The 23,897-nt window shown below is 39.5% G+C and carries 23 protein-coding genes; 10 read left to right on the forward strand and 13 right to left on the reverse strand.

Translation table 11 applies throughout. The features are described from left to right. Nucleotides 1–98: 98 nt before the first annotated feature. Together aroC and BUW93_RS08575 are read left to right on the forward strand one after the other, a co-directional pair. Nucleotides 99–1,163: a chorismate synthase gene (gene aroC / locus BUW93_RS08570; protein ID WP_081211140.1), complete on the forward strand. Its 1,065-nt coding sequence runs from the start codon at nucleotides 99–101 to the stop codon at nucleotides 1,161–1,163. A gap of 23 nt (nucleotides 1,164–1,186) precedes the next feature. Beyond that, nucleotides 1,187–2,515: a dicarboxylate/amino acid:cation symporter gene (locus BUW93_RS08575; RefSeq protein ID WP_081211142.1), complete on the forward strand. Its 1,329-nt coding sequence runs from the start codon at nucleotides 1,187–1,189 to the stop codon at nucleotides 2,513–2,515. Here BUW93_RS08575 and BUW93_RS08580 read toward each other — a convergent pair. Together BUW93_RS08580 and BUW93_RS08585 are read right to left on the reverse strand one after the other, a co-directional pair. Next, entirely contained in the window at nucleotides 2,512–2,925 is a 414-nt protein-coding gene (locus BUW93_RS08580) for a thiol-disulfide oxidoreductase DCC family protein (RefSeq protein WP_081211144.1), read from the reverse strand. The genes BUW93_RS08575 and BUW93_RS08580 overlap by 4 nt on opposite strands. A gap of 2 nt (nucleotides 2,926–2,927) precedes the next feature. Beyond that, nucleotides 2,928–5,114, reverse strand: coding sequence for an endonuclease MutS2 (locus tag BUW93_RS08585; RefSeq protein ID WP_081211146.1), 2,187 nt, complete (start codon nucleotides 5,112–5,114; stop codon nucleotides 2,928–2,930). Between the two features lie 47 nt (nucleotides 5,115–5,161). Between BUW93_RS08585 and BUW93_RS08590 the strand changes: the two genes are divergently transcribed. Then, nucleotides 5,162–5,827 carry a uracil-DNA glycosylase gene (locus BUW93_RS08590; protein ID WP_081211148.1) on the forward strand — a complete coding sequence of 222 codons (666 nt, stop codon included), beginning with the start codon at nucleotides 5,162–5,164 and terminating at the stop codon, nucleotides 5,825–5,827. A 2-nt stretch (nucleotides 5,828–5,829) separates the two neighbouring features. Here the strand turns inward: BUW93_RS08590 and BUW93_RS08595 are convergent, their stop codons facing one another. From BUW93_RS08595 to BUW93_RS08620, 6 genes are all read right to left on the reverse strand, one after another. Then, nucleotides 5,830–6,684 carry a substrate-binding domain-containing protein gene (locus BUW93_RS08595; RefSeq protein WP_081211150.1) on the reverse strand — a complete coding sequence of 285 codons (855 nt, stop codon included), beginning with the start codon at nucleotides 6,682–6,684 and terminating at the stop codon, nucleotides 5,830–5,832. Further along, the gene (gene ppk1 / locus BUW93_RS08600) at nucleotides 6,681–8,738 is read right to left on the reverse strand and encodes a polyphosphate kinase 1 (protein WP_081211152.1); all 2,058 of its coding nucleotides are present in this window, start codon (nucleotides 8,736–8,738) and stop codon (nucleotides 6,681–6,683) included. The genes BUW93_RS08595 and ppk1 overlap by 4 nt, the downstream gene beginning before the upstream one ends. Before the next feature lie 68 nt (nucleotides 8,739–8,806). Continuing rightward, nucleotides 8,807–9,676, reverse strand: a complete 870-nt coding sequence (locus BUW93_RS08605) for a nucleoside phosphorylase (protein ID WP_081211154.1) — start codon at nucleotides 9,674–9,676, stop codon at nucleotides 8,807–8,809. Nucleotide 9,677: 1 nt separating this feature from the next. After that, nucleotides 9,678–10,610 (reverse strand): DUF1835 domain-containing protein, encoded by a 933-nt coding sequence (locus BUW93_RS08610; RefSeq protein ID WP_081211156.1) that lies wholly within the window; start codon nucleotides 10,608–10,610, stop codon nucleotides 9,678–9,680. 29 nt (nucleotides 10,611–10,639) lie between these two features. Further along, on the reverse strand, nucleotides 10,640–10,996 hold the full coding sequence (locus BUW93_RS08615; protein WP_081211158.1) for a translation initiation factor: 357 nt from the start codon (nucleotides 10,994–10,996) through the stop codon (nucleotides 10,640–10,642). A 4-nt stretch (nucleotides 10,997–11,000) separates the two neighbouring features. Continuing rightward, nucleotides 11,001–11,951, reverse strand: coding sequence for an isopenicillin N synthase family dioxygenase (locus tag BUW93_RS08620; protein WP_081211236.1), 951 nt, complete (start codon nucleotides 11,949–11,951; stop codon nucleotides 11,001–11,003). A 141-nt stretch (nucleotides 11,952–12,092) separates the two neighbouring features. Between BUW93_RS08620 and BUW93_RS08625 the strand changes: the two genes are divergently transcribed. From BUW93_RS08625 to BUW93_RS08650, 6 genes are all read left to right on the forward strand, one after another. Next, complete coding sequence (locus tag BUW93_RS08625; RefSeq protein ID WP_081211160.1) at nucleotides 12,093–14,099, forward strand: alpha-ketoacid dehydrogenase subunit alpha/beta; 2,007 nt, start codon at nucleotides 12,093–12,095, stop codon at nucleotides 14,097–14,099. A gap of 130 nt (nucleotides 14,100–14,229) precedes the next feature. Continuing rightward, nucleotides 14,230–14,391, forward strand: coding sequence for a DUF1328 domain-containing protein (locus BUW93_RS08630; protein ID WP_081211162.1), 162 nt, complete (start codon nucleotides 14,230–14,232; stop codon nucleotides 14,389–14,391). 90 nt (nucleotides 14,392–14,481) lie between these two features. After that, complete coding sequence (locus BUW93_RS08635; protein WP_081211164.1) at nucleotides 14,482–14,961, forward strand: lipocalin family protein; 480 nt, start codon at nucleotides 14,482–14,484, stop codon at nucleotides 14,959–14,961. A gap of 16 nt (nucleotides 14,962–14,977) precedes the next feature. Next, nucleotides 14,978–15,676 carry an OmpA family protein gene (locus BUW93_RS08640; protein WP_081211166.1) on the forward strand — a complete coding sequence of 233 codons (699 nt, stop codon included), beginning with the start codon at nucleotides 14,978–14,980 and terminating at the stop codon, nucleotides 15,674–15,676. 105 nt (nucleotides 15,677–15,781) lie between these two features. Next, nucleotides 15,782–16,576 (forward strand): SDR family NAD(P)-dependent oxidoreductase, encoded by a 795-nt coding sequence (locus tag BUW93_RS08645; RefSeq protein ID WP_081211168.1) that lies wholly within the window; start codon nucleotides 15,782–15,784, stop codon nucleotides 16,574–16,576. Nucleotides 16,577–16,682: 106 nt separating this feature from the next. Then, the gene (locus BUW93_RS08650) at nucleotides 16,683–17,402 is read left to right on the forward strand and encodes a hypothetical protein (protein ID WP_081211238.1); all 720 of its coding nucleotides are present in this window, start codon (nucleotides 16,683–16,685) and stop codon (nucleotides 17,400–17,402) included. Between the two features lie 104 nt (nucleotides 17,403–17,506). Here the strand turns inward: BUW93_RS08650 and BUW93_RS08655 are convergent, their stop codons facing one another. Continuing rightward, nucleotides 17,507–18,043, reverse strand: a complete 537-nt coding sequence (locus BUW93_RS08655) for a hypothetical protein (protein ID WP_081211170.1) — start codon at nucleotides 18,041–18,043, stop codon at nucleotides 17,507–17,509. Nucleotides 18,044–18,167: 124 nt separating this feature from the next. Between BUW93_RS08655 and BUW93_RS08660 the strand changes: the two genes are divergently transcribed. Then, complete coding sequence (locus tag BUW93_RS08660; protein ID WP_081211172.1) at nucleotides 18,168–20,192, forward strand: aconitate hydratase; 2,025 nt, start codon at nucleotides 18,168–18,170, stop codon at nucleotides 20,190–20,192. A gap of 61 nt (nucleotides 20,193–20,253) precedes the next feature. Here BUW93_RS08660 and hpf read toward each other — a convergent pair whose 3' ends face one another. From hpf to BUW93_RS08680, 4 genes are all read right to left on the reverse strand, one after another. Continuing rightward, nucleotides 20,254–20,553 carry a ribosome hibernation-promoting factor, HPF/YfiA family gene (gene hpf, locus BUW93_RS08665; RefSeq protein ID WP_081211174.1) on the reverse strand — a complete coding sequence of 100 codons (300 nt, stop codon included), beginning with the start codon at nucleotides 20,551–20,553 and terminating at the stop codon, nucleotides 20,254–20,256. A 125-nt stretch (nucleotides 20,554–20,678) separates the two neighbouring features. After that, nucleotides 20,679–21,593, reverse strand: a complete 915-nt coding sequence (locus tag BUW93_RS08670; protein WP_081211176.1) for a cation diffusion facilitator family transporter — start codon at nucleotides 21,591–21,593, stop codon at nucleotides 20,679–20,681. Between the two features lie 265 nt (nucleotides 21,594–21,858). Continuing rightward, nucleotides 21,859–22,320, reverse strand: a complete 462-nt coding sequence (locus BUW93_RS08675; RefSeq protein ID WP_081211240.1) for a cupin domain-containing protein — start codon at nucleotides 22,318–22,320, stop codon at nucleotides 21,859–21,861. A gap of 126 nt (nucleotides 22,321–22,446) precedes the next feature. After that, nucleotides 22,447–23,769 (reverse strand): DEAD/DEAH box helicase, encoded by a 1,323-nt coding sequence (locus tag BUW93_RS08680; protein WP_081211178.1) that lies wholly within the window; start codon nucleotides 23,767–23,769, stop codon nucleotides 22,447–22,449. Nucleotides 23,770–23,897 lie beyond the last annotated feature (128 nt).

A 23,897-nucleotide genomic window follows, 5' to 3' on the forward strand; every position in this document is an offset into this window, starting at 1 on the left:
AATTACAGGAAAAATTAGAGAATACGAAGAGTTTTTTTAATTAGCCTTAGATTTTTAAATATTAGGTTAAAAAATTACATTTGTTCAAAATCGAAAGCATGGCTGGAAATTCCTTTGGAAAATTATTTAAACTTACCACATTTGGGGAATCACACGGCCCTGCAATTGGAGGAATTTTAGACGGCTGCCCCGCAGGACTTCAACTTGACCTGGAAGCTATTCAAACGGAATTAAACCGTAGAAAACCAGGCCAATCGGCGATAGTCACTCAAAGAAAAGAACCGGACTCCGTAGAATTCCTTTCAGGGATTTTTGAAGGACAAACCACCGGAACCCCTATAGGTTTTGTGATTCGCAATGCCAATCAAAAGTCAAAGGATTATTCACATATTAAAGATACCTACCGCCCGAGTCATGCCGATTATACCTATGATGAAAAGTATGGGTTTCGGGATTACAGGGGAGGAGGCAGGTCTTCGGCTCGCGAAACCGCTTCGCGTGTGGTGGCAGGTGCTATAGCCAAACAATTATTAAAAGAAATCAACTTTTACGCCTATACCGCTTCTGTTGGAGATATCCAGCTAAATAAAAGCCCGGAAGAAATAGATTTCAGTCTTATTGAAAGCAATCCCGTGCGCTGTCCCGACAAAGCTTCCGCAGAAAAAATGGAGGCCTATATCAAGGAAATAAGGAAAGATGGGGATACGGTAGGAGGAACCGTACAATGCGTAATTAAGAACGTACCTAAAGGATTAGGAGAACCGGTTTTTGATAAGCTTCACGCAGAGCTTGGTAAAGCAATGTTATCCATAAATGCCGTAAAAGGTTTTGAGTATGGCAGTGGCTTTGAAGGAACTAAAATGAGAGGCAGTGAACATAACGACCTTTTTAATGCTGATGGTTCTACCAAAACCAATTTGAGCGGAGGCGTGCAAGGCGGAATTTCTAACGGAATGGATATTTATTTTAATGTCGCTTTTAAACCAGTAGCGACCATTATGCAAAATCAGGAAACGATTAACGCTGCAGGCGAAACCGTTGAAATGCAAGGGAAAGGCCGCCACGATCCCTGTGTAGTTCCCAGGGCTGTGCCTATTGTAGAGGCAATGGCTGCACTGGTAATTGCCGATTTCTGGCTTGAGAATAAGATTTCTAAACTATAATCCAAAATTGAAATAGAACAACTATGAAGAAACTCGCACTGCACTGGCAGATTTTATTAGGAATGGCCGCCGGGGTTATTTTCGCGCTTATCCTAACCAATTTCAGCTGGGGATCAGAATTTGTAAACGACTGGATCAAACCCTTCGGAACAATTTTCATCAATGCCCTTAAGCTTATTGCAGTGCCGCTAATTTTGGGTTCCCTGATCAAAGGAATTTCAGACCTGAAAGACATCTCCAAGCTTTCCAAAATGGGAACTAAAACTATTGGAATATATATTGGAACCACTATTATCGCCGTTTTGATTGGCCTCACGATGGTGAATTTAATCAAACCCGGTAACGCCATTACCCAGGAAACCCAGCAAGACCTTATTACAAGCTATGAGGGTGATGCTTCCAGTAAAATTGCCGATGCCGAAAAACAAAAAGAAGCCGGACCTTTACAAGCGCTGGAAGACCTTGTTCCCGACAATATTTTTGCAGCCGCTGGAGATAATGCCAATATGCTGCAGGTGATTTTCTTCGCTATTTTCTTCGGAATAGGATTAATTCTTATCCCTGAAAAAACCGCCAAACCTGTTAAGGATTTCTTTGATGGGTTTAACGAAGTGATCCTAAAAATGATAGACCTTATAATGCTCGCAGCGCCTTATGGAGTTTTTGCTTTACTCGCAGCCCTGGTCGTAGAATCCCCGAGCAGCGATCTTTTTGCAGCCCTGGCCATGTATGGAATTACCGTTTTAATTGGTCTCGCATTAATGATAGGAGTATATATCCTCCTGGTTTGGGTTTTCACTAAAAACAAACCTTCCTTTTTTATCAATGGAATCGCTCCGGCACAGTTACTCGCCTTTTCAACCAGTTCGAGTGCCGCTACCTTACCGGTTACTATGGAAAGAGTAGAAGAGCATATGGGAGTACACCAGGAGGTTACGAGTTTTGTTCTTCCTATAGGCGCAACAATTAATATGGATGGAACAAGCCTTTACCAGGCGATTGCCGCCGTGTTTATCGCCCAGGCCTTTGGAATGGACCTTAGTATAGGGGCGCAACTCGGAATTATCGCTACTGCTACCCTGGCTTCTATTGGATCGGCGGCCGTTCCCGGTGCAGGAATGGTAATGCTGGTAATCGTACTTGCCCAGGCAGGAATTCCCGAAGCTGGCCTGGCTCTTATTTTTGCTGTAGACCGTCCCCTCGATATGTGCCGAACAGTGGTCAATGTTACCGGCGATGCGGCGGTTTCTTTAATGGTGGCAAAATCTGTTGACAAAATGGGCCCCCCAAATGTAAAAGAATGGGACGACGAATATCATCCTAAAAATATTCCTGCGGAAGAAAAAGCTTAATCCAGAAATTTAGATTTTAATTCGGGGGTTGGGATCATACAGCTTTCCTTCTTGCCATACCATTTATATCGGTTATTGGCAACCAGATTATAGATCCCATCTCTTAGACTTTCAGGAATAAACCAGAAATACTGAAGCAAAGAAGCACCCCCTGAGAGATCCTTGGAAATTTCGAGGGCTGCGGTAGATTTTCTGAAATACGCTACTCCGGGTTCAATTAAAATAATAGAATCAAGATCATCGGGATCCATTCCTCTTTCGGAAACCAATTTTCTGCCAAGCTCACTTTGCAGAGAAGCAAACCTGAAAACATCTTTTTTATCGTGTTTTATAATATAGGTCACAGCACCGTTGCAAAGGTTACAAACCCCATCAAAAAGCACTATCTTTTTATCCTTAGGTATCTCCATATTTATTTTTTCTTAATTGCCTGCACCAGTTCCAGCTTCTCCAGGTCTACCTGGGTGGTAAACATTCCATAATTAACCAGGGCTTTTCCTTTTTCGATTTTGTCTAAGGTCCCAACAGATTTACTGTCTTCCAACCTAACCCTATCCCCAACTTTGGGAGTTATTTTTGGCTTTTCGGCAGCCTTTCGTTCAGCTTCGGTCATTTTGGCTTTTTCTTCTTTCTTCTTCTGCCTAATAACCTCCACTTTTTTCTTTACTTCCTGCTGAACCTTTTTCTCCTTGGCTTTCTTGGCCTGCTGCTGCTTTTTAGTTTCCTTTTTCCGCTTGGAATTCTCTATCTCCACGAATTTCAGGAATTCAGCTATCAGCTCTTTCTTCTTTTTATTCTGAAAGTATTTTTCACTGATGTCGTTTATTTTTTGTCCAATATAGATTAGACGTTGATTGCTATCATATAATTCCTGATAGCTTTCCAGTTTCTGCTGAATCCTGGTATTGGTTTCCTCCAGTTTATCCTTTTCTTTTGCGGCTTTCTGTTCCTTTGTTTTTAAGGAATCTGTTGTTTTCTGAAGTTTGGAACGTTCCTTTTGAAGCTTTGCAATACTGCGGTCAAACCTTATTTTTCCCTTCTCTACCTTCTTACGGGAACGATTTATAAGGCTGTAGGGAATGCCGTTTTTCTGTGCTACCTCAAAGGTAAAGGAGCTACCCGCTTCGCCCACCTGTAGTTTATAAATAGGTTCCAGGCTTTGAGAATCAAACAACATATTGGCATTACTCATATCCGGCAGTTCGTTAGCCAGTTTTTTCAAATTTGCATAATGAGTGGTAAGAATACCAAAAGATTCCTTTTCATAAAAAACCTCCAAAAAAGTTTCTGCCAGAGCGCCCCCGAGTTCCGGGTCACTTCCAGTACCAAATTCATCGATAAGAAAAAGGGTCTTGTTATCACATTTCCGAAGAAAATAATTCATATTCTTTAGCCGGTAGCTATAGGTGCTCAGGTGGTTTTCTATAGATTGATTATCCCCAATATCGGTTAAGATCTTATCAAACAAACAAACCCGGCTGTATTCATGCACCGGAATAAGAATCCCGCTTTGTACCATAAGCTGAAGTAAGCCCACAGTTTTTAGGGTAATACTTTTTCCACCCGCATTTGGCCCTGAAATCACAATTATCCGGTTATCCTTTCCCAGTTCAATACTTTGGGGATAGGTTTTATCTCCCTTCTTTTTATTGCTCAAGTAGAGGAGAGGATGGTAAGCTTCCTTTAATTGTAGCTCACGTTCCCTGGTTATTTTAGGTAAAATCCCGTTAATGTTTTCAGCATACTTAGATTTTGCAGCAATGAGATCTATCTCGCTTAAAAGGTCCTGATATTCCTGCAACAAGCCTGCGTACGGCCTTATGAATTCGGTCAATTCTTTCAGAATTCGCTTTATTTCTTCTTTTTCCTCGTATTCCAGATTATTGAGTTCCCGGGTGAACTGGTAAGTTGCTTCTGGTTGAATATAAACTATACTACCGGTTTTGGAATTTCCGAGAATTCCCCCTTTTACTTTGCGACGGTGCATAGCTTTTACCGCCAATACACGTACATTTTCAACAACGCTTTCCCGTATTTCATCAAGATAACCATAGCTATGGTAAGTAGTAAGCGCTTTGGCAAAACTCGAATTGATTTGTCCCTTTACCGAATTGATAGACCTTCTAACCGATTGCAGAAGAGGGGAAGCATCATCTTTTACCTCCCCAAATTTATCGATCACAATCCCAATTTTGTCGATAATTTCGGTGGTATATTCTACTTCTGAAGTTGTTTTATAAAGACTTGGATAATATTCCTGAAATTTATTGAAAAACTTAAGCTGAGTATTCACAGTCTCAGAGAGGCTGGCGATCTTTCTAAAGCTCCCAACTTCCAGGATGGCTTCTTCAATCTCCAGCATTCGGAGTTCTTTATTCACCGCATCAAAACCATGGTTTGGAATACGGCTTTCCCGCGTTTTGGAACTTAAATATTCATTGGTTTGGTTTAAGCCAAAGATAGTTTTAGAATAGGAAGGAAAAGGCTGAATTTTCAGGGCTTTTTCCTTTCCCATTCCTGTGATACATAGCTCCGATATCTGGTTACAAACCACCGGAAATTCAAGGTCAATAAGGCTTTTAGGTGCAATTTTAATCATAGAATAATTTCCCTACTTTTGAGGTGCTGCAAATTTACTTAATTAAAATGAAGCCAGACTTACCACCCGACTGGAAAAAAGAATTACAGGAAGAAATCAGGAAAGAATATTTTCAGGATCTACTTCAATTCGTTAAACAGGAATATGCAGAAAACACTTGTTTCCCTCCAAAGGATTTAATCTTTAACGCCTTTCGGCATTCCACTTTCGAAAACACAAAAGTAGTCATCCTGGGGCAGGATCCTTATCCCAATCCCGGGCAGGCACACGGCTTATGTTTTTCGGTTAATGACGGGGTGAAATTCCCGCCTTCCCTTAAGAATATTTTCAGGGAGATTGAGAATGATTTAAATAAACCCATACCATTTTCGGGCAATCTGGAGTCTTGGGCAGACCAGGGCGTTCTACTTTTAAACGCAACGCTTAGTGTGAGGGCCGGGCAGGCAGGTTCTCATCAAAAAAAAGGTTGGGAGATTTTCACAGATCGGGTCATCAGTTTAATTTCAACAAAAAAGGAACACGTGGTTTTTATGCTTTGGGGTGGATTTGCGCAAAAAAAGATGAAACTGATAGACCAAACTAAACATTTGGTTTTAACGAGTGGGCATCCCTCGCCTTTAAGTGCCAACAGGGGGTATTGGTTTGGCAATAAACATTTTAGTCAAACCAATGAATATCTCAGTAAAAATGGAAAAAAGCCTATAGACTGGTAAATTTAAAGGGTTGCAACCAATTGTGAATACTTAAATTTCTTCGGAATAAGTTCAAGCTCAAATAATTTATCCTGAACGGCTTCTACTTCCGCTTCATTTATAGGTTCCTGGCTCCAACTGGTTATGCCTAACCATTTTTCAATATCTTCAGGCTTTTGAGCATAATTATCGGCGAGAATATTAGCCAGGTCCGGAATGTCTTTGAATTTTAAGGTTTCTTCATTTAAAACCTGAAGCATGGTATTGAGCCTTTCAGCATTATATTTTATCGCCTGGTCTCTTGCTGCGATCATAAAACAGGGCCAGGGAGTTGGACAATCGGCTACCAATCTAAAGGTGCGATTGTCTACAAAGGGTTTAGTGGTGAAATGTTCCCACATAAAATATTGAGCTTTATCTGTTTTAAGGGCTTCAACAGCACCATCAATATCATGAACGACTTCAAAATCGAGGTCTTTTTTGATATCCCATTTATGCCTTTCAGCATTTACATAAGCCATTAAATGAGAACCCGATCCATAACGGCTTATCGCGGCTTTGGTTCCTTTAAGATCTTCTATCGATTTGTATTTTGAATCGGCAGCGACGTGAATTCCCCAGATGAGGGGGGAACCGATATAAGTTTGCAAAATTCTGCTTTGATTGCCCCCAATGATATCTTTTATAATCCCCTCGGTGAGAATTACAGCAACATCAATTTCTCCTGATGTTAAAGCTTTATTCATCGCACCTGTGCCCCCTGGAAAATCTTTCCAGATTACATTAATTCCTTTCTCTTTAAATTTTCCTTCTTCTATACACTTATGCCAGGGGAAATTAAAATGTTCTGGCACACCGCCTACTTTTATGGTTTTCATTTTGAATGCTTTTTCTTGAGGTAATTATAGATCTCGTTCTGTGATCTTATTGGTTTCTCACCTTTTTTCGCCTTTACATAAGTGTTGCTTTCTTCTGCATCCTGGATGCGGGCTTTTACATTATCCCTAAGCTGAATGTTCAGAATTTCCTTAAACTCATTAGCGATGTCTTCATCCAGAATAGGGGCAATCACTTCAATTCTCCTATCCAGATTTCGGGTCATCCAGTCGGCGCTTCCGTAAAAAATCAATTCTTCTCCTCCATTCTCAAATAAATAAATGCGTCCGTGTTCCAGGAAACGATCTACAATACTGGTCATATAAATATTCTCACTAAGTCCTTTCACTCCCGGAATCAGACAGGTGAAGCCTCTTACCAATAGTCGGATCTCAACTCCAGCCTGGCTGGCTTTATAAAGGAGCTCTATAATCTCGGGATCTTCAAGGCTATTCATTTTAGCCGTGATCTTTGCTTTCTTACCTTCCCTGGCATTATCCATTTCATTGTAGATCAACTTACTGAAACGTTGGCGGGTAGAGAAGGGGGAAATAAGCAAGTTCTTTTCCCTGGGAATTATCAAATCGCCTTCAAGAACTTTAAAGAGTCGTGAGAGTTCTTTTGTAATGCTTTTATTAGCGGTAAAGATGGCGTGATCACAATATATCTTTGAGGTTTCACTATTGAAATTCCCGGTTCCTATATAGGCATAATCGGTCAAGGATTCATTTTCCCGCCGGGTCACCAACATAATTTTAGAATGCACCTTGATTTTGGGATAACTATAAATTACATTAGCACCTTTTTCTTCAAATTTCCTTCCCCAGATAATATTGTTCTCCTCGTCAAAGCGGGCTTTTGCTTCTACGAATACTGTTACTTTTTTGCCGTTTTCAAGAGCCTGTAGCAGGCAACTGGTTAACTTAGATTCATCGGCCACCCTGTACAGGGAGATCTTGATATGGGTAACCTCCTTATCGGAAACAGCTTGTTCCAGGAAGTTTTCGACATATTTAAAAGACATATACGGAAAATGAACAGACTGATCTTTCTCTGTAATGCTTTCGAAATAATTCTCGCTTTGCTCCAGGCTACTATGTTTTATTGGAGGCATAGGCTTATATTGAAGCTCGGGATTATTTGTGGGATCGGGAAATGAAAAGAAATCCTTGAAATTATGATATCTCCCACCCGGCATCATATCTATTTTTCCAAGTCCAAGTAGTTTCCTTATTTTTTTCTGCCATTCATAGGGCATATCTGCATCATACAATAGCCGGGTGGGTTGACCATCCATTCTTTGCGCCAAAGACTTATATATCTTTTCTGCGAGCACCCCGGTGTATTTATCTTCGATATACAGCTCGGCATCCCGGGAAAGCTTTACTTCATAAATACCAGTGATTTCCTTTCCGGGGAAGACATGAGCAATTTCGGCTCGAAGAACCTCATCGAGATAAGTGAGATAACAGTCGTCTCCTTCACTCTCCAGACTTATAAACCTTCCACAGCTTTCTACGGGAAGATTAACAACCCCTAATTCATTTTCTTTCTTAAAGATCACGATAAAATATAAGACAGAATTCTCCAAAAAGAGTTCATTTTCCTTATTAAGATCTATTAATTTTGGAGTGAGCTGTGGTTCTATTTTTTTATGAAAAAAATCAGCAATATAATTCTTTTGGTTTTTGCTGAATTGTTGATGATCAATAAGGTTGATCCCGTTTTCGGCTAATTCAGGAAGAATTTGCCCATGGTAAATATCACCAAACCTATCCTGCTGTTTTTTTACTTCTTCAATAATTTTTTTGGTGATCTTGGTAGGTTTAAGGGCAAGCTTTTTACGGATACTTTTTTCAACCCGTTTTATTTGCCTTAATTGAGATACTCTCACCCTAAAATATTCATCCAGATTCGAGGAGAATATAGCCAGAAAACGTATGCGCTCATACAGAGGATTAACTTTGTCTTCGGCTTCCTGTAAAACTCTTTCGTTAAAGCTGAGCCAGTTAAGGTCCCGATGTATTAAAGGGAGATCCTCAGAAGTTTCTTGCATAGATTTTGTATTTCTCCAAAAATACAAATTAGGCTATGGTGCTGTTTCTAATATTCTGTTAAATAAGCCTAATCTACCAGCTTATTCAAGGTGTAAACAATTAGCTCATCAACTATTTTCCCGGGGTCTTTGGAGAAATCCCCGGTAGCTCTGTTTGCAATTATGGCATTCATAGAGATGGAACGGTGTCCCAGTAATTTCGCAAGGCCATACATGGTTGCCGTTTCCATTTCCATATTGGTGATTTTTAAATCGTTATAGGAAAAAGAAGAGATTTTGTCATTCATCTCCTCATCTTGCAATGCCAGCCTTAAGACTCTACCCTGGGGGCCATAAAAACCAATATTAGTCGCTGTAATCCCTTTATAGACTTTTGAAGAAGAGAGTTTCTTCACTAATTCTTCATCTGCAGTTACTACATACGGACTTGCTTTCTTTTCAAACCAGTTGAGATGTTCCACAAAAGCCTGGGCGAAATCAAGGTCCTGAATATTTTCATTTTTATAAAAATGAAGTACTCCATCAAAACCAATGGAATTCTCACTTAAGAGGAAGGAATCTACTGGAATTTCCGGCTGGATTGACCCTGAAGTACCTATCCTCACCAGGTTTAGGGTACTAAGTTTTTCCTTCGAACTCCGGGTTTCAAAATCAATATTTACCAGGGCATCGAGCTCGTTAAATACAATATCAATATTATCGGGGCCAATTCCTGTAGAGACCACACTAAGGCGTTTACCTTTATAGTATCCCGTGTGGGTATGAAATTCCCTCTTTTCTATTTTATGTTCAATTTTATCGAAGTGTTTCGAAACTCGTGCAACCCGGTTAGGATCACCAACGGTGATTATGGTTTTGGCTATATGTTCCGGAAGCAGGTTTAGATGATAAATACTTCCGTTTTTATTTAATATTAATTCTGAAGCTTTAATTTTCATGCTATAATTTTAATAAACGATGGGATTCAGAATCATATAAGAAGTCATACATTCTGGCACCTCCCAGGTAATCTTCATTTTTAAGTTCTCCGTAAAAGTTCTTTTTCTTTTCCAAGGCTAACTCCCCTTTTTCGGTAAGGCTTACCCGATTGTTAATAAGCTGGTAGAAATTTTTTATTTTATCGATAAGCCGTTGCATCTGTAAATCGCTGTAACCGTAATAGCCCTGATATTGCAGGGCATACCCCAGTAATTGATTTAAAGAGGTTATCTCATATTTTTTAATGAGTTTAAGTACATTTTTCTCCAGGGTATTGAGTCCGGTTACCGAGTTGGGGAAGCGTTCTATATGTGCTCTTATTGAACTGGATAAATACTCGAAATTTGAAGTAGTCTTGATCTGCTGCTTAAGCTTCATAGGATTATTGCTACAATAAAGTTCCCAGATCAACAGGGCAATTTCAATATCGTCATCATTAAGGGCGATCTTGTTTTCGTAGTGATTAAGCAATTGTTTTGGAGACAGCCTGGAAAGTGGTATTTGTTCTTTTTCTCCTTTTAATTTTTTACTGCATACCAGAAAAAAAGGTTTGCTTTTCCTGTGGTTAAGATAGTAACTGATGGCGGCAAGCATATTGATATGACAGAAAAGATCAAACTCGAACCACAAGACTACATAATCGTGATCTTTTGCAGTCTTTAGTTTCTTTAATTGAGAAATGAACTTCTCTTCATAAGCTTCTGCAGAAATTCCATAATTCTTTTTTAGAAATTTTTTACGCTGTTTAAGGAATTCCTGGCTTCCAACTTCCTGTAGGGTAGGACCTTCACATAACATTTCACGCCAGATTACTATTTCCCCTGGCAGGTTGAGTTCCAGCATTTCTTCAGTAAGCTCATCACCGTTAGTGATATGTAAAGCAGTACCTTCCATAACAGCTATTTAAATAAAGGGAGCATTAGTTAACCACCAACTTTTTTTACTTTATATCCGTCCTTCTGAAGCAATTTTACAACCTTCTCACGATCATCACCCTGAATGATAATTTCACCATCTTTAACTGAGCCGCCCACGCCACAACTTTTTTTAAGTTTTTTCCCTAGCGTGACCAATTCTTCCTCGGGCCCTTCAAAACTTTTAATAATCGTTACGGTTTTACCACCCCGTCCTTTTTTGCTAAAGTGGGCTTCCAATAACTGTTCACCCGGACTTAAAAGTTCGGTGTTATCGCTTTGTTTAGTTTCATTTCCTTCAAAATCTTCGTTAGTTGAAAAAACGAAACCTCCAAGATCTTCAAGTCCCATCTTTTTCTTTCCCATAACTTTATTTTTTTGCCAGACCTATTTCCACCAGGCGTTGGTGTAAAAATTCACCTGCTGTAATATCTTCGTATTGTTTTGGATGATCTTCATCTATACATTCCTCAAGGCAATTGAGGGGCATCTCACTGCGTGGATGCATAAAAAAGGGTATAGAATAACGTGGTTTGTCCCATTCATCCTTTGGAGGGTTTATTACCCTGTGAATGGTAGAACGCAATTTATTATTGGTATGGCGCTCCAGCATATCTCCCACGTTAATCACCAATTCGTCTTCCTGTGGAATAGCATCTATCCATTCCCCGTCTTTTCTAAGCACCTGTAGGCCTCCAGTAGACGCTCCCATTAGAAGGGTTATAAGATTAATATCCCCATGGGCTCCGGCTCTTACAGCTCCTTTCGGTTCTTCAGTAATAGGAGGGTAGTGAATTGGTCTTAAAATACTGTTTCCATTGCTCGCCCAATGATCGAAGTAGTGCTCATCGAGACCAATGTACAAAGCCAGGGCACGAAGTACATAAATGCCGGTTTTTTCTATCATCCGGTATGCTTCCATCCCTACGGAATTAAAGTCCTTTAATTCCTCAACCTGAACATTTTCAGGATACTCTTCGATTAAGTTAGCATCTTCGGCGGGTTCCTGTCCAAAATGCCAGAATTCTTTAAGATCACCTTCTTTTTTACCTTTTGCATGTTCCTTTCCAAAAGAAATATACCCCCGCTGTCCTGCCAGGCCTTCGATTTCGTATTTGCGTTTTGTTTCCAGAGGAAGATCAAAGAATGCCTTCACCTCTTTATATAATTCCTCTACCAGCTCTTCGCTCAAAAAGTGATTTTTTAAAGCCACAAAACCAATTTCTTCGTAAGCTTTGCCAATTTCATCAACAAATTTTTGTTTTCTTTTGGGATCATCCGACAGAAAATCAGCCAGATTTACGCTGGGTATGTTATTCATTGCCATTTTTGGGTGTTTTTATATGTAAGGTCAACGTGCGAATTTAAGTAAAATTAAGGGAAAAGCCGAGCGTTTATATTTTTCTTAGCATTATAAAGACGTGAGATTTTTATTTACATTTGATATTGAAATCCTCAAATTATGACAACAGAAACCTCTTTAATTTCCAATATTACCTACCAAAATAAAGGCCTTTCTAAAACGGAATTGCTGGAACTATATCGATTAATGCTCAAACCCCGTCTCATCGAAGAGAAAATGCTCATTTTGCTGCGACAGGGTAAGATATCCAAATGGTTTAGCGGAATTGGGCAGGAAGCGATTTCCGTGGGTGTAACCAAAGTTTTACATAAGGATGAATATATACTCCCTATGCATAGAAACCTGGGAGTATTTACCGGTAGGGAAATTCCATTACACCGGCTTTTCTCTCAATGGCAGGGAAAGATGAACGGCTTTACCAAAGGCAGGGACCGTAGTTTTCACTTCGGAACTCAGGAATTTAAAATTGTCGGAATGATTTCCCACCTCGGGCCTCAACTTGGCGTTGCAGATGGGATCGCACTTGCTCATAAACTTAAAAAAGAGAAAAAACTTACCGCTGTTTTTACCGGAGAAGGAGGAACCAGTGAAGGGGATTTTCATGAAGCGCTTAATATTGCATCGGTGTGGGACCTTCCGGTACTTTTTTGTATTGAGAATAATGGATATGGATTATCTACGCCTACAAATGAACAATACCGATGCAAAGACATCGCAGATCGTGCCCTGGGTTATGGAATGGAATCCCATATTATGGATGGAAATAACATACTCGAGGTCTACACCCGTGTGAATGAAATAGCCCAAAGTGTTCGTGAAAATCCGAGACCGGTTTTGCTGGAATTTAAAACCTTCAGAATGCGGGGCCACGAAGAGGCTAGCGGAACTAAATATGTACCTGAAGAATTGATGCAACACTGGGCAGAAAAAGATCCGGTAATAAATTTCAGAAATTATTTAATGGCGGAAGAATTTCTTGATCAAAAATTTAATGATGAATTGATTACAGAAATTAAAACAGAAATCGATAAGAATTTAAAGATTGCTTTTTCTGAAAACCCCGTATCCTCTACTGAAAGTGATGAATTAAATGATGTGTACAGGAGTTTTAATTATGAAGAAGTTACACCAAAAGAAGAAACAGAGGAGTTAAGATTGGTAGATGCTATTGCCCAAAGCATTAAGCAATCTATGGCGAAACATCACCAGCTTGTTTTAATGGGTCAGGATATCGCAGATTATGGAGGGGTTTTCAAAATCACCGATGGTCTTATGGCTGAATTTGGCAGGGAGCGGGTGAGAAACACTCCTATCTGTGAATCTGCTGTGGTGGCTGCTGGAATGGGCCTATCTATTAACGGCATGAAAGCCATGGTAGAAATGCAATTTGGCGATTTTGTAAGCTCCGGTTTTAATCCCATTGTAAATTACCTGGCAAAGGTTAATTACCGCTGGAACCAAAATGCCGATGTGGTTATAAGAATGCCTTGCGGGGCAGGAGTGGGGGCTGGCCCCTTCCATAGCCAAACCAATGAGGCCTGGTTTACCAAGACACCAGGTTTAAAAGTGATTTACCCTGCATTCCCTTATGATGCCAAAGGGCTACTAAATACGGCTTTTAATGATCCTAATCCTGTGCTTTTCTTCGAACATAAAGCATTATACCGAAGCATTAGACAGGAGGTTCCTGTAGATTATTATACACTTCCTCTGGGAAAAGCCTCTATGCTTCAGCGTGGGGAACGAATTAGCATAATCACCTATGGTGCCGGGGTACACTGGTCGCTGGAAGTATTAAAGGATATGGATTATTCCGATGCCGATTTAATAGATTTAAGATGCCTGCAACCTTTAGATAAGGAAGCTATCATAGAATCGGTAAAGAAAACGGGGAAAGCGCTGGTACTTACCGAAGATAGCTTATTCGGTAGTCTTGCTTCAGAGATAGCAGCTTTAATACAAGAAGAGTGTTTTGAATATTTAGATGCCCCGGTATTCCGAATAGGAAGCATGGAAACTCCTATACCCTTTGCCTCTCAGTTGGAAAAACAATACCTACCCAAGGAAAAACTTAAAGTTAAGCTTCAGGAATTAATTGAATATTAGCATTAATTAAACAGTTTTTCAATCATATTAAGAAACCTTAACGGGCTTACTGTTAAATTAGTAATAATCTTTTGTGGACCTTAGGCTCCTACTGTAATTTAGACTTTAACTAATCAAAAAATCTAATATTATGGTACGTTTAATCGTTATTTTTTTAATCATTGCTTTGGTCGCTGCAATCTTTGGATTTGGTGGCATAGCAGAAGGTTTCGCTGATATTGCAAAGATCATTTTCTATATATTTCTAGTGCTACTGGTCATATCATTAATTAGTCGATTATTCAGAAGATAATTTAATCTATTATAGTCTTAAATCCAATGTGGTTTTTTGGTTTTTTCCAGGGCTTGCATTGGGTTTTTATATTTAATTAAATCCAAAACCATGAAAAAACTTTTAATATTATTATCTATAACATTACTGGTCGCGGCCTGTGGCCCCAGTAAAACTGCCAGAGAGGCCCGAAAAACTTTTAATGGAGACTGGACACTTAGCAGTGTAACCTATCCGAACAACGCCGGGGAGTTTAATGTAACCTTATTGAATGATGCCTCTGCCGATTGCTTTGAAGGAAGTACCTGGAATTTTATATCAAATAATAACCATGGAACCTATCGGGTACAGGGAATTAATTGCGACGGAGGTGAACGTCATTTTATGTGGTCTATAGATGAGGAAAATACCCCGGAAGGCCTGTATGATTTCCTGCTGAAACCAACCGATGAAAATTACAAATCTACTACCGGAAATCAAGGCTTCAGATTAAACCTTAGATCCTTAAGTGAAACACAAATGGTTTGGGAACAAACAGTTAGTCTGGATGGATCTCCATTTGTTATTCGAATGAACTTTTCTAAAAACTAATTTAAATTTTACTGATATGAAGATGCAATTGAATAAAATGTTCGCTTTACTTTTTGCCGCGACTATGTTGTTTGGCTGTGAAGCAACCAAGAATGCTAATAATAAACAAAAAGGTGCTGTAATCGGATCTGCCGGTGGTGCTGTTATTGGAGGTGTTATTGGTAACAATACCGGAGATGGAAATACCGCTCTTGGAGCTATTATTGGTGGAGTAGTAGGTGGAGCCGCTGGTGCCTATATTGGAGATCGTATGGATAAGCAGGCTCAAAGAATTGAGGAAGAGATCCCTGGAGCAGAAGTGGAAAGAGTAGGAGAAGGTATTAATGTTACTTTTGATGAATCCAGTGGGGTTTATTTTGATACCGACAAATACAATATCAACTCCAGATCTCGCGAAACACTTGATAAGCTTGCCGATATCTTTAGAGAATATCCCAATTCCAATATTCTTGTAGAGGGACATACCGATAATACAGGTAGCGAGAGTTATAATCTTACCCTTTCCAAGAACAGAGCACAAGCTGTTACAAATTATTTATTGGGAGAAGGTCTCGCCAGTGGAAGGTTTGAGACGAAATGGTATGGAGAACTCCAGCCAAAATATGATAACAGTACTGTGGAAGGCAGAGCCAAAAACCGTAGGGTAGAGCTGGCCATTGTAGCCAATGAAGAACTAAAAGAAGAAGCCAAAAGACAGGCAGAAGAACAGGAATAAATTAAACTATGCTTATTAATATAAAATCCCGGCCAGAAGCCGGGATTTTTATTTTTAATCCATTGATTTTTGGTAACTTAGAAGAACTAATCAATCTACATTCGTATGGAAGCTGAATTTAAAGACTCTCATTACTGGGCATTAATTCTTGGAGGAAGCACCGGACTGGGCCTGGCTTCGGCCCGCAAACTTGCCAAACACGGAATGAACATAATTATTATCCACCGGGATATTGAAGGTGAAATTCCGGAAATTGAGGAAACCTTCGACGAAATAAGAGCCCATGGCGTAGAGCTAAAAAGCTTTAATGTAGATGCCACCGATGCCGATAAAAGGAGTTACCTTATTTCTGAAATTGTAAAAATTCTAAACGAAAAAGGGAAAATAAGAAGTTTGATTCACAGTATTTCCAAAGCCAGATTAAGGCCAATGACCGGAAAAGACCAAACTTTGAGTAATCAGGATTTTCAGCTAACCATAGATGCTATGGCTATTAGTCTTTATGATTGGACCAAAGACTGTTTTGAAAATAAACTTTTTGCCAAAGATGCGCGTATAATTTCCTTTACCAGTGAAGGCCATAAAAAAGCCTGGGCAAATTACGCAGCAGTTTCGGCGGCAAAAGCTGCCCTCGAAGCAATAACGCGCAATATCGCCCTCGAATTTGCGCCCCATGGGATAAGAGCAAACTGCATTCAGGCAGGAGTAACGGTAACCAGATCGCTTCAAATGATTCCCGGGAATGAAACCCTACGGGTTCACGCCCTAAAACATAATCCTTTTAAAAGACTCACTGTACCTGCCGATGTAGGCAATGTGGTTTACCTGATGAGCAAAGATGAGGCTGGCTGGATTAATGGAAGTATTATCCCGGTAAATGGCGGGGAGCATCTAAAATAATTTGTAGTTAATTAAGTCCTAAAACGCGTTAAACAGTCTAAAGGAGATTGTGAGGGCTCAAGTGAATTTGTATCTTAATACCACTAATATAAAATCCAAAGAATTTATGAAGACAGTTGATAAAATGGAGGTGCTTCACAGCCAGTCTGCCGAATTTATCGAAAAGGCCGAACCTGGGAAATTCCATAAGTTAATACCGGATACCTTTATTATTAAAGGAGATAAAAACAACGGAAGCCATAATCAGGGGTATGCTATAAGGCATATAAATCGCCAGGATATAATTCTGATCGATGTCGTTGAAAAATCTACAAAAGACGCAGTAAAAAAACTGGTTTCTGATGGCTATCGCATTAAAGGAATTCTCATCACCTGTGATGAAATAATGAAAAGCGCTTATGCCGATCTAAAAACAATTTCGGAAGACGCGGGTGGCGCTGCAATTTTTGCCCATCCCAGAAAAAATTTCAGAGATGACTTTAGAACAAAGGATATAACCGCCAAGGAAAATGTCCTGAAGGATTTTGGTCTAAAGGTATTTGATCTTCCCGGCAATGGGGGAGCATCTGTGATTCTTTATTCTGAAATAAACGACGGGATGTTATTTACCGGGGATGATGCCGAGGGTTCCCCTTACGATTCTGATCTTAATACTTTCAAGCGTCCTGAGATGAAGAAAAAGAATGACGATTTTGGACTTGCTGAAAGCTGGAGTGCATTCAGAGAAGAATTCAGTTATTTATTTCCGAGGAAAGGAAAACCAGGTTTTAACCTGGAAGAAGGCCAGCAAACCGATATTCTAAACGCATTAAGCCGAAGTCATTAAATTTAGTTTCCCGGGGCTGCTATAAAAATAAAACGATACCTTTCCCAATTTCTAACAGGATTCAGTCTGGTATTGGTTTTATTTTTCAGGCAGTCCCTTTTTCTTTATTCCTCACTTGTTTCCTCATCCTGATTATCTTCAACCAAAGGGTGATCGGTAACTCCCAGGCCCACGATTAAAATAATATTTGCTATTGTTCCATAAAGCATAGTCACAACAGCGATCAAACCACCTCCAAGCAAAGCTGCGACACCTAGGGTTATATAATAAATTGTGGTATACCAACTACCGGGTACTTCCTGGCTTTCTGTAATTGGAATATTCAGGAATAAAAAAGCTATCACTGCTGAAATTATCAGGATGGTATCATATTTAGCAATACTCAATACCTGCCGGTAATGTGCCTTATTTAAACTGGAATTGGCAGCCCGACTTAGGCTTAATAGGGTTAACATTAAAGCCAGAATGGTTGACGATCCCAAAATCACGGTATTACAAAGCATATTTATACCTGAAACCGAAGATTCCAATAAAGCCTTTGCCTCATAACCCGAAAGCCTGCCCAGCACAAATGTACCGGAAGCCATAACGAGAGTAGCCACAGCTCCTCCAAAAAGCGCCCGTTTAATAATTACACTCATAATCCAAAAATTAGTTAGCAATCGGAAAATAAAGGAATAAGACTAAATCATGCTATAAGATATTGTTAAATGCTAGGTAATTCAAATGAAAAAATGATATTTTAAAAAATAAAATTAACCAACTATGTCACAATTAAATGTAACCCAGAAACTTATTAAAGAGCATCTCCTCAAAGGGGAAATGAAACCAGGCACCGAAATCGGTTTGAAAATAGATCAGGCCCTGCTTCAGGATGCAACCGGAACCCTCGTGCAGTTAGAACTCGAAGCTATGGGACTTAAAAAAGCGCAAACCGAAGTAGCGGTACAATATGTAGATCATAACCTTTTACAAACCGATTTTAAAAATGCTGATGACCACGTTTTCCTCCAGTCTGCAGCGCAAAAATTCGGGCTTTGGTATAGCCGTCCCGGAAACGGCGTAAGTCATCCGGTACATATGGAGCGCTTTGGAAAACCCGGAAAGACCATGGTAGGTTCAGATAGCCATACCCCGGCTGCAGGTGCTCTGGGTATGCTTGCCATTGGTACAGGAGGCCTGGATGTAGCTGCTGCAATTGCAGGACAACCGTATTTTGTAAAAATGCCACAGGTTTGGGGGGTAAAGTTAACCGGTAAACTGCCAGATTGGGTTAGTGCAAAAGATATCATTCTTGAAATGCTGCGTCGTCACGATGTAAAAGGTGGAGTAGGAAAGATCGTGGAATATTATGGAGAAGGACTTAAAAACTTAAGTGCAATGGACCGCCACGTGATTGCCAATATGGGAGCCGAATTAGGTGCTACCACCACGGTATTCCCGAGCGATGAAGAAACCCGGAGGTTTTTAAAATCACAGAACAGAGAGGAAGACTGGAAAGAATTAATAGCCGATGAGGGATGTGAATATGACCTTCATGAAGAAATTATCCTGGATGAACTTGTTCCGCTAATAGCAAAACCTACAAGTCCGGGAAATGTGGTTCCGGTACGCGAAGTAGAAGGGAAGGAGATAAGCCAGGTGGTTATAGGCTCTTCGGCCAACCCGGGCTTAAGAGATTTCTGGATAGCAGGTGCTATTGTGGATGGGAAAACTGTTAGTGGCGATGTATCCTTCGATATCAACCCAACATCAAGACAGATAATTCAGAATATGATAGATAACCGGGCGTTTGCCAACCTCATTAAAGCGGGAGCAAGGTTTCACCAGTCTGGTTGTATGGGATGTATAGGGATGGGACAGGCCCCGGCATCTAAAACTATAAGTTTGAGAACTATGCCTAGAAATTTCCCTGACAGATCTGGAACAAAAGATGATCAGGTGTACCTATGTAGTCCTGAAACTGCTGCAGCTTCAGCCTTAACTGGAAAAATCACCGATCCAAGGGATTTGGAAAAGCTTTATAACATGAGCTATCCACAATTTAAATATCCCGATCTGGAGATCATTAATACTGAAATGCTCGTGGCACCGCCAGAAGACAGTTCTGATATTGAGCTTGAAAAGGGGCCCAATATTAAATCGCTTCCATATATTGAACCCATGCAGGATCATTATAGTGTGCCTGTTCTGTTAAAGATGGGTGATAATATTTCTACCGATGAGATTTTAAAAGCAGGAGCCGAGGTTTTACCCTTTAGGAGTAATCTTCCTGAGATCAGTAAATTTTCTTATACCGTCATTGATGAAACTTTTTATGACCGTGCCATGAAATCCAAAGACGAACACGGGGGGCACATTGTTGTTGCAAAAGATAATTATGCACAGGGTTCCAGTAGAGAACACGCCGCCATCGCACCAAAATATTTGGGACAAATAGCGGTGATAGCTAATTCTTACGCAAGAATCGCCTGGCAAAACCTGGTTAATTTTGGAATTCTACCTTTGGAGTTTTTAGATATTAATGATTACGATAAAATAGAGCAGGGGGATATCATAACCTTTCGAGATCTGCGTAATGATGTTATAAACAGAAATAATATCAGGGTAATTGTTCGTAAACCCAATGGGGATAAAGTAAGATTTGAAACAAAACATAGTATGAGTGATCGCCAGATAAACATCTTGCTGAAAGGCGGAATCATTAATGAATTTAAAGAAAGAATTGAAGAACAGGAACTGGGAGAAGACGAAGCTTTAGACCATACTTATAAGGACAAAATGGAATAAAATCTAATTAAAAAAGGGTCTGAATTTTCAGACCCTTTTTATTAGATTTAAACGACCACTCTTAATGAGTGCTCATTTTTGCTTTTCTTTTCTGAAGCTGACGATCGATATCTTTAATAGACTCTACCACAGCGGCTTCAAATGAAGTTTCGTTGGATTCTGCAAAGATTTTAGGGCCAGGCATACTGATATTTATATTGCAGATATATCCCTTAGGGTCTTCAACTTCATGTTTTTTAAAATGCACTTCAGCACTTATAATAAAATCATATTTTTCTTCTAACTTATCAAGCTTTTTCTGGCTGAATTCCTCCAAACCTTCGCTTTTATCCATCTTTACATATTGAAATCTTGCGTCCATAGTTCTATTTTTTATTTAGGTTCAAGAAAAATAAATTTCACTAACAATACAAGCATCACAAACACATTTGGCAAAGTTTTATGATTGGTAATTATCGCAAACTAATTATTTAGTTTGAAAACACATTATTCATCAATATCATTACTGGTTTGAATCACCACCTGGCGAATTTGCGGAATTTTATTTTTAATTTCCAAACGCAGACTTTCCATTGTTTGTTCTGCCTGAATAAGTTTGAGGTCATCTGCCAGGTCTATCTCGATAACTGCAAAAATGTTTTCGGGACCAAAATGCATAGTTTGGGGAACAGCCCAATCTTTTATATTAATATTTCTTTTGAGGATTTTTTCCAGAGAAACCATAACATCGGCGCTGGCACTTTCACCAAGGAGAAGACCTTTGCTTTCGCGGGCAAGAAAAGTGGCTACTAATAGGAGAATAAGTCCAATGAGAATGGAGGAGGCTCCGTCAAGATAAGGATTCTGAAGCTGTTGAGATAAAAATATACCAAACAAGGCTACAAGAAGTCCTGCCAGGGCGGCAGTGTCTTCAATGATTACCGCAAAAGTAGCAGCATCCTTACTTTTTACAATGCTATTGATAAGATTGGTTTTCTTAGTTCGTGATTTATTAAAAGTTTTAAGGGCAAGATACAGCGCCGTGCCTTCAAAAATAATTGCTGCGCCAAGGACCACATAATTCCAGGTAGGGTCTTCTATAACGTGAGGGTCCTGTAGCGCGTGGATACCTTCGTAAATGGCAAATCCACCACCAAGAGCAAAAATAAGGATGCTCACTACAAAACTCCAGAAATATACTTCCTTACCATAACCAAATGGATGCATTTCGTCTGGTTCCTGTTTAGAACGTTTTATACCCAGGAGAAGAAGAAGACCATTCCCGGTATCTACCAGGGAGTGAATTCCTTCGGCCATCATTGCAGAACTACCTGTGAAAAACGATGCTGTAAATTTGCTGATTGCTATAAGTGTATTGGCGCCAATGGCACCATAGATTGCGATTTTCGATCCGCCTGCCATAGAGATCAGATTTAATTTATTTGATTATTAATTTCAGTGTAAAAATGAAATTACAATAATTAAATAGCGCTCATAGGTATTAAGCTTAAATTTTAGAAAACTTTAGACATATAGGAGAAGATTAGAAATTAAAAAATAAAACAAATAGAAGTGGATCTAATTATGCTATTTTACATAATATAAATTATAGTTCAATTTGTTGATATGAGTAAAAAGGTGGATAGAACCTTTTCTAGGAGCTTTTTATTAATCTATTTCAGAAATTTTATTCTTCTACCGCAAAAGCATCTACAGGTTCCTCGAATGCAATAAACAGTACGCAGGGCAAATCTCCACATTTAGCCGAATGAGGTTTCTTTGCCGGCCCGTATGCATAGCTTCCTTCTCTTAAAATTTGAGAATCTTCACCTTTGTAGGTAACCTCCAATTCTCCTGAAACCAATACCATACGCTCTGCTGAAGTATGTTTATGATTAGGAATTAGGGTATTTGCGGGAACTTTAAAAAAGACATCAGCATTCATTTTTCCGGGATCCCCGTGTAATACAGCTATCTCGCAACCAGCTGGCATAAAATCGGGACAAGCTCCCCATTGTAGATTATTATCGGTTTTGGTTATTACAACAGAATCTTCAAATGGTTCCTGAGCAAAGAGCGTTACCGTAGACAAAAAAATAAATGACAACAGTAAAATTTTCGTTTTAAATGATTGAAAGAATGTTTTCATAATTACAGGGTTTTTAGGAATTATAACTATGTTCCAAGTAACTTTTACTAAAACAGTCCAAGTTAACTTCAAACCCTCGCTTAGCTTATAGGTATTTTCCTGTATTTTACCCATATTGGAAAACCATTATACCAAACTTATTCTTACTTTTTTACGTTTTAACCTAGTATTATTGAGGATTTCTATTAAATTCTTCGCCTTAAAAGTCGGTACGGCAACAAAGGCGCAATCCTGTTTTAGTTCTATAAGGCCAAGTTCCTCTTTTTCAAGCTGTCCCTGTTTCAGAAATAAACCGGCGATATCAGCTTTGGAAATCTTATCTTTTCTTCCCCCGGAAATAAATAAAGTGGTTTGTTCAGCAGAGGTATTTACTGTACTTTCAAAGGAAAGCCCCTCCTCCCATTTATGTTGATTCGGTTTAATAAACTCCGGTAAATTTTCCTTTTCACCATGTAAAACATAAGCAATACCCCTGGAGTGCATCCGGGCGGTTCTTCCATTCCTATGAATAAACTCTTCATTTTTAAATGGAAGTTGATAATGGATAATAAAATCGATCTCAGGCACATCTATCCCACGTGCTGCGAGATCAGTTGCGATAATTATTCTGTGGCTTCCGTTACGGAATTTAATAAGGGCTCGTTCCCTGTCTTTTTGTTCCATACCTCCAAAGAAACAAGCGTGAGAGATTTTGTTTCCATTTAAATAATCACTGACTTCTGCAATGCTATCCTTAAAATTACAGAAAACTATACCGCTAGCTGACGGGTTTTGATTGATAAGCTTTTTGAGTCCCGGGAGTTTATTACGACCTGGAACCGATACGGTTTTTATCTCGAGTGGCGGCCTCCCTCCTTCCAGGTAATTTAATATTTTAGGCTCTTTAACACCGGTGAACCCAGGGATTTCGATTCCCTGTGTAGCAGAGGTTAAAATTCGTTTCTCCAGTTGGGTTAAGCTACCAATAATCTCACTCATTTCAGCGGTAAATCCTACCTCCAGGGATTTATCGAATTCATCCAGAATCAGTGTTCTGATTTCTTCTACGGCAAATGTTTTTCTTCTTATATGATCGGCAATACGACCAGGAGTACCGATGAGAATTGCAGGTGGATGATTTAACTCTATTTTATCTTTAGCAAATGCACGCCCCCCATAGACAGCATTGGTTTTAAACCCGGAACCTATTTCCCGTGTGACCTGTTCAATTTGTATGGCAAGCTCCCTTGAAGGAACCAGAATAATGGCCTGGACCTGATCAAGATCAGGATCCAATAGTTCTAATAAAGGCAATAAAAACCCCAGGGTTTTTCCGGTTCCGGTTGGAGATAGCAGAACGGTGTCTTTTTGCTCCGTTATTACCTTATGCGCTTTTTTTTGCATAGGATTAAGCTCAGATATACCAAGCTTGGTCAGGATCTCCTGATGATTTTTTTTAGTTTTCTGCATAAATTGTATAAATGGGGACTACCGGAAAATGTGAATTCCGGCTCCAGGAAGTAACAGGGCTATTTAATAGCCTAAAAATAAAGAAGCTTCGGTAATAAAACATGGTATAATACCGAAGCCATAGAATT

Source organism: Salegentibacter sediminis, assembly GCF_002078605.1.
Classification (GTDB): Bacteria; Bacteroidota; Bacteroidia; order Flavobacteriales; family Flavobacteriaceae; genus Salegentibacter; species Salegentibacter sediminis.